The sequence below is a fragment of the Pseudomonas sp. S37 genome (assembly GCF_016658545.1).
Lineage (GTDB): Bacteria > Pseudomonadota > Gammaproteobacteria > Pseudomonadales > Pseudomonadaceae > Aquipseudomonas.
The window spans coordinates 1-9,867 of record NZ_JACVZC010000170.1 but is presented as its reverse complement, the minus strand read 5'-3'; the positions used below and the strand labels follow the sequence as shown (position 1 = coordinate 9,867).

Sequence of the window (9,867 nt, the reverse complement as noted above, 5' to 3'; positions counted from 1 at the left end):
CTGCTGCGCAGCCCATCGCGACGCAAGGCCGCTCCTACAGGGGACCGCGTCCAGGCCGGTTTTCCGGTCAGTAATCCGCCGGCGCCTCCAGCAACATCTGCCGAAACGCCTGCAACGGCAGCGGCCGGCTGTGCAGGTAGCCCTGGTACAAGTGGCACCCCAGCCGCTCCAGAAACTCCAGCTGTTCAGTCAGCTCCACGCCTTCGGCAATCACCGCCAGGTCCAGGCTGCGGGCCATGGCGACGATGGCGCGGACGATTTCCGCGTCGTTGGGGTCGATCGGGGCATCACGCACGAAGGTCTGGTCGATCTTCAGCGCATCCACCGGCAGGCGCTTGAGGTACGTCAGCGAGGAATAGCCTGTGCCAAAGTCATCCATGGCAAAACTGACCCCGTATCGCTTCAGTTCGCGCATCTTGCTGATGGTGTCTTCCAGGTTCTGGATAACGATGCCTTCGGTAATCTCCAACTTCAGCATCTGCCGCGGCAGGCGGTAGTCGTCGAGGCTACGCAGCACCCGCCCGACAAAGTCGTTCTGGCGGAACTGCCGCGGGCTGATGTTTACGCACAGGCTGAAATCGTCGGCGTCAATCAAACCGTCCATCAGCATGCGCGCGCAGGCGTCGCAGGCTTCGTCGAGGATCCAGCTGCCAACTTCAAGGATCAGGCCACTTTCCTCCAGCACCTGGATGAATTGCGCCGGCGGTTGCTGGCCCAGCTGCGGGTGGTGCCAGCGCAACAGCACTTCGGCGCCGACAATGCGGTTGTCGCGGGCATCCACCTGCGGCTGGAAGTGCAGCGCCAGTTCGCCGCGGGCCAAAGCCAGGCGCAGGTCGTTTTCCATGCGCAGGCGCTCGCTGGCGGCCTTTTGCATGGTGGTGTGGAACAGCTGGGTAGTGTTGCGCCCCGAATCCTTGGCCCGGTACAGGGCAATATCGGCGCGCTTGAGCAGGTCGGCCGGGGTGGCGCCGTGGTCGGGGATCAGCGCCACGCCGATGCTCGGCGTGACCTGCAGGCGCTGGCCATCCAGCGACATGGGTTCGGCCAGCAGCTCACGCAGGGTATCGGCCAGTTCGCGCACCTTCTCTTCTACCAGTTCGCGGCTGCCTTCCAGGCCGCTGAGCAGTACCACGAACTCATCGCCGCCCAGCCGCGCCACGGTATCTTCCAGGCGCACGCTGGCTTCCAGGCGGGCGGTGATGATCTTCAGCACGGTGTCGCCGACCGGGTGGCCCAGCGAGTCGTTGATGTGCTTGAAGTGGTCGAGGTCGAGGAACAGCAGGGCACCCCGCAGGTTGTGGCGCTTGAGCAGGGCGATCTGCTGGCTCAGGCGGTCCATCAGCAGGGCCCGGTTGGGCAGGTTGGTGAGCGGGTCGTGGTAGGCCAGGTGGCGGATCTGCGCCTGGGCGTTCTTCAGCTGGCTGACGTCGCGGGCATTGAGCAGCAGGCATTCCACCTCGTTGAGGGTGATCGGCTCCACCGATACCTCTACGGTGAGGATGTCGCCGCGCTTGTTGCGCCCGAGCATCTCGCGGTGGTGCACGCGGCCGCGCTCGCGCAGCTCGGCCAGCAGCGCGCTGCGTTGCTTGTCGTCGGCCCAGATGCCGATTTCGTACACCGTGTGGCCGACCACTTCGGCGGCACTGTAGCCGGTCAGGCGGCAGAAGCCGTCGTTGATTTCCAGGTAGCGGCCGCTGTGGCGCTCGGTGATGGTGATGGCGTCGGGGCTGGAGTGGAAGGCCTTGGCGAACTTCTCTTCGCTGGACTTGAGCGCGGCCTCGGCGCGTTGCTGTTGGGTGATGTCGCGCAGGGTGGTGACGCTGCAGGGCTGGTCGTCGACGGTGATCAGGCGGCTGGAAATCACGCAGGTCAGCGGCGCGCCGTTGCGGTGGTTGACCACCACGGCGACGTTGCTCAGTGCCTGTTCGCGAATCACCCGCTCGATGCGCTGCGCCCGTTCGATGGATTCGGCCCACAGGCCGATTTCCTCGGCTGTGCGGCCCAGTACCTGTTCGCTGCCCCAGCCGAAGGTCTGGGTGAAGGCCGGGTTGATCTCGATGAACTGGCCGGTGTCCTGGCGGGTGACGCAGATCGGGTCGGGGCTGACCTGGAACAGGCTGGCGAACTTTTCTTCCGAAGCGCTCAGGCGCTGCTCGCGCTCCACCTGGTCAGTGATGTCGAGCAGGGTGCCTGCCATGCGCAGCGGGTTGCCCTGTTCGTCGCGGTACAGCCGTGCGCGGCTTTCGATGTAGCGCGAAATGCCGTTTTCCAGCTGCACCCGGTAGGTGATCTGGTAGTTGCCGGCAGGCCCTTCACGCAGGCTGCGGTAGGCCTGGCGCATGGAGTTGCGCTCTTGCTCCGGCACGCCCTCGAAAAACGCATCGAACGATTCGTGAAAGGGGATCGGCGGCAGGCCGTGCAGCTGTGCGGCGCGGGCCGAGCCATAAAGCATGCCGCTGGGTATGTGCCAGTCCCAGGTGCCCAGCTGCGCCGAGTCCAGGGCCAGGTCCAGGCGCTCCTGGCTGTCCTTCAAGGCCTGCTCGGCGCGCTTGCGCTCGGTGGTGTCGACAAAGGTGCTGATGAGGAAGGTCACGCCTTCCAGTTCGATGCCCTGGGTGCACAAGATGCCGTCGTGGACCTTGCCGCTGGTGGCGCGGAACTGCACCTCCATGATCAGCGGGCCGCCGCTGGCGCGGGTCGACTCCATCACCTGGTGGCGCTGTTCGGGGTTGACCCACAGGCCCAGCTCCAGGCTGGTCTTGCCGATCACCTGGCTGCCGGGCCAGCCGAACATGTCTTCGAAGTGCTGGTTGACCTCGAAGATCATGCCGTCGTGGCGGCGGGTGAGCAAAATGGCGTTGGGGCTGAGGTGAAACAGCGTGGCGAAGCGCTTTTCCGAGTTGATCAGCGCCGTTTCCCGCTCGCGCTGGCGGGTGATTTCGCGGATCACCCCGATCATCTGTGGCCGCCCGTGCTGGTCGTGGGTCAGGCTGCCGTTGATCTCCAGCCAGTGCAGGCTGCCGTCCGGCCAGCGAATGCGGTGGCGCATGGCCTGTTCCACCGGCTCGCCGTTGAACACGGCCTGGAACACCTGGCGCGTGCGGGCGCGGTCTTCCTCGGGCAGCAGGTCGAGGTAATCGACATCGGCGGGCAGTGGCCGCTGCGGGTCGAAGCCGAACAGGGCCTGGGTGCCCCGCGACCAGCTGACCCGGCCACTTTCGATATCCCACAGCCAGGCACCCAGGCGCGCGCCGTTGAGCGCGGCCAGCAGTTGCGGGGCGTTCTGCCAGGCCTGTTCGGACTCCTGGGGGTCGGCCGCAGGTATTCGCGGCAGGCGCAAAAAGCGGTTTGCTGATTTGGGCATCGGTACCAGACCTTTGGCTATGACGCGTCCTTGAAGTGGAAATGCCGGGCCGACGGCCGGTCAGGCGGACCCTGCGTGGCTATCGAGCAGGGCCATGAATGCCCGGGCCGCGTTCGACAGCGTTCGCTCCGTGTGCAGAATGTAGCCTAGCTGGCGCGACAGCTGTATGCCGGGCAAGGCGATGGGTGCAACCTGTTCGTCGAGCATGGTGCGCGGCAGCACGCTCCAGGCCAGGCCGATCGACACCATCATCTTGATGGTTTCCAGGTAGTTGGTGCTCATGGCGATGTTCGGCGTCAGGCCCTGGCTTTCGAACAGGCGCTGGACAATATGGTGGGTAAAGGTGTTGCCACCGGGGAATACCGCCGGGTGGCGGGCCACGTCGGCCAGGCTGACCGCTTGGTTGTTGGCCAGCGGGTGCTCGGGGGCGGCGACGAAGTCGAGGGCGTCGTCCCACACCGGCACGGCCTTGACCAGGTGGTGCGGCTCGGGTGCCAGGGTAATCACGGCAATTTCGGCGCGGCCATGCAGAATCTCGTCGTAGGCCTGTTCCGAATCCATGAACTGAATATCCAGCGCCACCGCCGGGTACTCGCGGGTGAACGCCCGCAACAATGGCGGCAGGCGGTGCAGGCCGATGTGGTGGCTGGTGGCCAGGGTCAGGCGACCGCTCACCGCCCCGTTCAGGTTGGTCAGTGCCCGCCGGGTATCATCAAGGACGTTGAGGATCTGGTACGCCCGCGGCAGCAGGGCGCGCCCGGCCTCGGTCAAGGTCACCTCGCGGCCCAGGCGGTCGAACAGGCGCACGTCCAGCTGCTGCTCAAGGCCCGCGATGCGTTTGCTGATGGCCGGCTGGGTCAGGAACAGGCGTTCGGCCGCCCCCGAGAAGCTGCCGGTTTCGGCGATGGCGATAAAGGCGCTGAGGTTGGCCAGGTCCATGGTGTTGTATTCCTTTGGGTTATCCAAAGCATAAAAATTATGAATTTGAGTTATTCAATCTAACCCCATAGCATCGTCCATACAAGCCAAGGGGTTTTTGGCATAGAAAGACGCTGATGAGGAACAGTCTGATGGCTGGCAAAACGCTCTACGACAAACTCTGGGAAGCCCATGAGGTCAAGCGCCGTGATGACGGCTCGTCCTTGATCTACATCGACCGCCACATCATCCACGAAGTGACGTCGCCCCAGGCCTTTGAAGGCCTGCGCCTGGCCAACCGCAAACCGTGGCGCATCGACGCCAACATCGCCACGCCGGACCACAACGTACCGACCACGCCAGAGCGCAAAGGCGGTATCGAGGCCATCGTCGACCAGGTGTCGCGCCTGCAGGTGCAGACCCTCGACGAGAACTGTGACGAATACGGCATCGTCGAATTCAAGATGAACGACGAGCGCCAGGGCATCGTCCATGTCATCAGCCCGGAGCAGGGCGCCACCTTGCCGGGCATGACCGTGGTCTGCGGTGACTCGCACACCTCCACCCACGGCGCCTTCGGTGCCCTGGCCCACGGCATCGGCACGTCCGAGGTCGAGCACGTGCTCGCCACCCAGTGCCTGGTCGCCAAGAAGATGAAGAACATGCTGGTGCGCGTGGAAGGCCAATTGCCGGCCGGCGTTACCGCCAAGGACATCGTGCTGGCCGTGATCGGCAAGATCGGCACCGCCGGTGGCAACGGCCACGCCATGGAATTCGCCGGCAGTGCCATCCGCGAATTGTCGATGGAAGGCCGCATGACCATCTGCAACATGTCCATCGAAGCCGGTGCCCGTGTGGGCCTGGTGGCCACCGACGCCACCACCGTTGCCTACGTCGAAGGCCGCCCGTATGCGCCGAAGGGCGAGCAGTGGAAGCAAGCGGTCGAGTCGTGGAAAGACCTGGTGTCGGATGCCGACGCCGTGTTCGATACCGTGGTCGAGCTGGATGCCAGCCAGATCAAGCCGCAAGTCAGCTGGGGCACCTCGCCTGAAATGGTATTGGCCGTCGACCAGCGCGTGCCGGACCCGGCCGCCGAAGCCGACCTGGTCAAGCGTGGCTCGATCGAGCGTGCCTTGAAGTACATGGGCCTGACCGCCAACCAGGCGATCACCGACATCAAGCTGGACCGCGTGTTCATCGGCTCGTGCACCAACTCGCGCATCGAAGACCTGCGTGCCGCGGCAGAAATCGCCAAGGGCCGCAAGGTGGCCGCCAGCGTCAAGCAAGCCATCGTCGTGCCGGGTTCGGGCCTGGTCAAGGCCCAGGCCGAGCGTGAAGGCCTGGACAAGATCTTCCTTGAAGCCGGTTTCGAATGGCGTGAACCAGGCTGCTCGATGTGCCTGGCGATGAACCCGGACCGCCTGGAGAGCGGCGAGCACTGCGCGTCCACCTCCAACCGCAACTTCGAAGGCCGTCAGGGCGCCGGTGGCCGTACCCACCTGGTCAGCCCGGCCATGGCTGCCGCTGCTGCTGTAGCCGGCCACTTCATCGATGTCCGCGAGTTGATCCAAGGGAGCGCAGCATGAAAGCCTTTACCCAGCACACTGGCCTCGTCGCGCCGTTGGACCGTGCCAACGTCGACACCGACCAGATCATCCCCAAGCAGTTTTTGAAGTCGATCAAGCGCACCGGCTTTGGTCCGAACCTGTTCGACGAATGGCGTTACCTGGATGTAGGCCAGCCCTACCAGGACAACAGCAAGCGCCCGCTCAACGAAGAGTTCGTGCTCAACCACAAACGTTACCAGGGTGCCAGCGTGCTGCTGGCGCGGGAGAACTTCGGTTGCGGCTCCAGCCGTGAACACGCCCCGTGGGCGCTGGACGAGTACGGCTTCCGCAGCGTGATCGCGCCAAGCTTTGCCGACATCTTCTTCAACAACAGCTTCAAGAACGGCTTGCTGCCGATCATCCTCAGCGATGAGGAAGTGGACGAGTTGTTCCAGCAGGTCGAAGCCAACCCGGGCTACCAGCTGACCATCGACCTGCAGGCGCAGGCGGTGACCCGCCCGGACGGCAAGGTGCTGCACTTCGAGATCGATGCATTCCGCAAGCACTGCCTGCTCAATGGCCTGGACGATATCGGCCTGACCCTGCAGGACAGCGAGGCGATCAAGGCCTTCGAAGGCAAGCACCGCGCCGGGCAGCCTTGGCTGTTCCGGGATGCCTGAAGCTTGTAGGTAGCAGTACTGGCCTCTTCGCGGGTAAACCCGCTCCTACATGGGTACGCGATCGTTATGGTTACGCGATCGTTGTAGGAGCGGGTTCACCCGCGAAAGGGCCGGTACAGGCAACAAAAAACCAAAAGGATTGACCCATGACCAGCACCCAGCACACCGACGTGGTCCAGCGCCAGTTCGGCGAACAGGCCAGCGCCTACCTCAGCAGCGCCGTGCACGCCCAGGGCAGTGAATTCGCCCTGCTGCAGGCCGAGCTGGCGGGGCAGGGCGCTGCTCGCGTGCTGGACCTGGGCTGCGGTGCCGGTCATGTCAGCTTCCACGTCGCCCCGCTGGTTGCCGAAGTGGTCGCCTACGACCTGTCGCAGTCCATGCTCGACGTGGTCGCCAGCGCCGCCGCCGAGCGCGGCCTGGCCAATATCACTACCGAGCGCGGCGCCGCCGAACGCTTGCCGTTCGCCGATGCCTCGTTCGACTTCGTCTTTAGCCGCTACTCGGCTCACCACTGGAGCGACCTGGGCCTGGCCCTGCGCGAAGTGCGCCGGGTGCTCAAACCCGGTGGCGTGGCGGCGTTCATCGACGTGATGTCGCCGGGCAGCCCGCTGCTCGACACCTACCTGCAAACGGTCGAGGTGCTGCGCGACACCAGCCATGTGCGCGACTACTCTGCCGCCGAATGGCAGCGCCAGGTCAGCGAAGCCGGCCTGCATGTGCGCAGCCATACGCGTCAGCCACTGCGCCTGGAGTTCACCAGCTGGGTCGAACGCATGCGTACCCCCGAGCCGCTGCGCGTGGCCATCCGCCAATTGCAGCAAGCCATGGGCGAAGAAGTACGGCAGTATTACCAGATCGAGGCCGATGGCTCGTTCAGCACCGATGTGCTGGTGTTGTGGGCCGAGCGATAAGAACTTTTCGGTGGGGCCCGCTTGGCCACACCGCGTGAATGAATAGAGGAAAGCATGAGCAAGCAGATTCTGATTCTCCCAGGTGACGGTATCGGCCCGGAAATCATGGCCGAAGCGGTCAAGGTGCTGGAGCTGGCCAACGACAAGTTCCAGCTCGGCTTCAGCCTGGCGCACGACGTGATCGGCGGCGCGGCCATCGACAAGCACGGCGTGCCGCTGGCCGACGAAACCCTGGAGCGTGCGCGTAAGGCCGATGCCGTGCTGCTGGGCGCCGTGGGCGGGCCGAAGTGGGACAAGATCGAGCGCGACATTCGCCCGGAGCGCGGCCTGCTGAAGATCCGTTCGCAACTGGGCCTGTTCGCCAACCTGCGCCCGGCCATCCTCTACCCGCAACTGGCCGATGCCTCGTCGCTCAAGCCAGAGATCGTTTCCGGCCTGGACATCCTCATCGTCCGTGAGCTGACCGGCGGTATCTACTTCGGTGCCCCGCGTGGCCAGCGCGAGCTGGAAGGCGGCGAGCGCCAGGCCTACGACACCCTGCCGTACAGCGAAAGCGAAGTGCGCCGCATTGCCCGTGTCGGTTTCGACATGGCCCGTGTGCGTGGCAAGAAGCTGTGCTCGGTGGACAAGGCCAACGTGCTCGCCTCCAGCCAGCTGTGGCGCGAAGTGGTCGAAGACGTGGCCAAGGACTATCCGGATGTGGAACTGAGCCACATGTACGTCGACAACGCCGCCATGCAACTGGTGCGTGCACCCAAGCAGTTCGACGTGATGGTGACCGACAACATGTTCGGTGACATTCTGTCGGATGAAGCTTCCATGCTGACCGGTTCCATCGGCATGCTGCCTTCGGCGTCGCTGGATGCCGACAACAAGGGCATGTACGAGCCGTGCCACGGCTCGGCACCGGACATCGCCGGCCTTGGTATCGCCAACCCGCTGGCGACCATCCTGTCGGTGTCGATGATGCTGCGTTACAGCTTCAATCAGTCGGCTGCCGCCGAGGCAATCGAGAAGGCCGTGAGCCTGGTGCTGGACCAGGGCCTGCGCACCGGCGACATCTTCTCGGAAGGCTGCCGCAAAGTGGGTACGCAGGAAATGGGCGACGCAGTAGTCGCGGCGCTGCGGAATCTGTAATCTCTCTGGCCCGCCACCCCACATTCCCGGTGGCGGCCCACTTTTAGCAAAGGTGTAGTTGCGATGAAACGTGTAGGTCTGATCGGTTGGCGCGGTATGGTCGGTTCCGTGCTCATGCAGCGGATGCTGGAGGAGCAGGATTTCGACCTTATCGAGCCGGTGTTCTTCACTACCTCCAATGTTGGCGGCCAGGGCCCGAGCGTGGGCAAGGATACAGCGCCGCTCAAGGACGCTTATTCGATTGAAGAACTCAAGACCCTCGACGTGATCCTGACCTGCCAGGGCGGCGACTATACCAACGAGGTCTTCCCCAAGCTGCGTGAAGCGGGCTGGCAGGGTTACTGGATCGACGCCGCCTCGTCCCTGCGCATGCAGGATGACGCGGTGATCATCCTCGACCCGGTCAACCGCAAGGTCATCGACCAGCAGCTCGATGCCGGTACCAAGAACTACATCGGCGGCAACTGCACCGTCAGCCTGATGCTGATGGGCCTGGGCGGCCTGTTCGAAGCCGGCCTGGTCGAGTGGATGAGCGCCATGACCTACCAGGCAGCCTCGGGTGCCGGCGCGCAGAACATGCGTGAGCTGATCAAGCAGATGGGCGCTACCCACGCAGCCGTTGCCGATGACCTGGCCAACCCGGCCAGCGCCATCCTCGACATCGACCGCAAGGTTGCCGAGGCCATGCGCAGCGAAGCCTACCCGACCGAAAACTTCGGCGTGCCGCTGGCTGGCAGCCTGATCCCGTGGATCGACAAGGAACTGCCGAACGGCCAGAGCCGCGAAGAGTGGAAGGCCCAGGCCGAGACCAACAAGATCCTCGGCCGCTTCAAGAGCCCGATCCCGGTCGACGGCATCTGCGTGCGCATCGGCGCCATGCGTTGCCACAGCCAGGCGCTGACCATCAAGCTGAACAAGGACGTGCCGATCGCCGACATCGAAGGCATGATCAGCCAGCACAACCCTTGGGTGAAGCTGGTGCCTAACCAGCGTGAAATCAGCATGCAGGAGCTGTCGCCGACCAAGGTTACCGGCACCCTGAACATCCCGGTTGGCCGCCTGCGCAAGCTGAACATGGGTTCGCAGTACCTGGGCGCGTTCACCGTGGGTGACCAGCTGCTGTGGGGCGCTGCGGAGCCGCTGCGCCGCATGCTGCGGATCCTGCTGGAGCGTTGATCGTTCTGGTTTGCCTAAAAACCCGCGCTGGCGACAGCGCGGGTTTTTTATTGCCCGTAAACATTCATTGGCACTTGCGCGATCCACTGTAGGAGCGGGGGGGGGGTGGGGGGGGGGGGGGGGGGGGGGGGGGG

General features: G+C 64.4%; 7 protein-coding genes. 5 read left to right on the top strand and 2 right to left on the bottom strand.

What is annotated here, in order from left to right:
• Window positions 1-67 precede the first annotated feature (67 nt).
• Both IAE39_RS28055 and IAE39_RS28050 read right to left on the bottom strand, forming a co-directional pair.
• Entirely contained in the window at window positions 68-3,364 is a 3,297-nt protein-coding gene (locus IAE39_RS28055; RefSeq protein WP_201207727.1) for a PAS domain S-box protein, read from the bottom strand.
• Window positions 3,365-3,424: 60 nt separating this feature from the next.
• Window positions 3,425-4,303 (bottom strand): LysR family transcriptional regulator, encoded by an 879-nt coding sequence (locus IAE39_RS28050; RefSeq protein WP_201207726.1) that lies wholly within the window; start codon window positions 4,301-4,303, stop codon window positions 3,425-3,427.
• Window positions 4,304-4,434: 131 nt separating this feature from the next.
• Between IAE39_RS28050 and leuC the strand changes: the two genes are divergently transcribed.
• The 5 genes from leuC (at window position 4,435) to asd (ending at window position 9,733) form a co-directional block, all read left to right on the top strand.
• Window positions 4,435-5,868 carry a 3-isopropylmalate dehydratase large subunit gene (gene leuC, locus IAE39_RS28045; RefSeq protein WP_201207725.1) on the top strand — a complete coding sequence of 478 codons (1,434 nt, stop codon included), beginning with the start codon at window positions 4,435-4,437 and terminating at the stop codon, window positions 5,866-5,868.
• Window positions 5,865-6,509, top strand: a complete 645-nt coding sequence (gene leuD, locus IAE39_RS28040) for a 3-isopropylmalate dehydratase small subunit (RefSeq protein WP_201207724.1) — start codon at window positions 5,865-5,867, stop codon at window positions 6,507-6,509. Before leuC ends, leuD begins: the two co-directional genes overlap by 4 nt.
• A gap of 146 nt (window positions 6,510-6,655) precedes the next feature.
• Window positions 6,656-7,420, top strand: coding sequence for a class I SAM-dependent methyltransferase (locus IAE39_RS28035; protein ID WP_201207723.1), 765 nt, complete (start codon window positions 6,656-6,658; stop codon window positions 7,418-7,420).
• A gap of 54 nt (window positions 7,421-7,474) precedes the next feature.
• Entirely contained in the window at window positions 7,475-8,557 is a 1,083-nt protein-coding gene (leuB, locus tag IAE39_RS28030; protein ID WP_003247194.1) for a 3-isopropylmalate dehydrogenase, read from the top strand.
• 63 nt (window positions 8,558-8,620) lie between these two features.
• Window positions 8,621-9,733 (top strand): aspartate-semialdehyde dehydrogenase, encoded by a 1,113-nt coding sequence (gene asd, locus IAE39_RS28025; protein ID WP_201207722.1) that lies wholly within the window; start codon window positions 8,621-8,623, stop codon window positions 9,731-9,733.
• Window positions 9,734-9,867 lie beyond the last annotated feature (134 nt).

Coding starts and splice junctions, on each gene's coding strand:
- IAE39_RS28055 (WP_201207727.1), bottom strand. CDS start 3,364: ATGCCCAAATCAGCAAACCGCTTTTTGCGCCTGCCGCGAATACCTGCG.
- IAE39_RS28050 (WP_201207726.1), bottom strand. CDS start 4,303: ATGGACCTGGCCAACCTCAGCGCCTTTATCGCCATCGCCGAAACCGGC.
- leuC (WP_201207725.1), top strand. CDS start 4,435: ATGGCTGGCAAAACGCTCTACGACAAACTCTGGGAAGCCCATGAGGTC.
- leuD (WP_201207724.1), top strand. CDS start 5,865: ATGAAAGCCTTTACCCAGCACACTGGCCTCGTCGCGCCGTTGGACCGT.
- IAE39_RS28035 (WP_201207723.1), top strand. CDS start 6,656: ATGACCAGCACCCAGCACACCGACGTGGTCCAGCGCCAGTTCGGCGAA.
- leuB (WP_003247194.1), top strand. CDS start 7,475: ATGAGCAAGCAGATTCTGATTCTCCCAGGTGACGGTATCGGCCCGGAA.
- asd (WP_201207722.1), top strand. CDS start 8,621: ATGAAACGTGTAGGTCTGATCGGTTGGCGCGGTATGGTCGGTTCCGTG.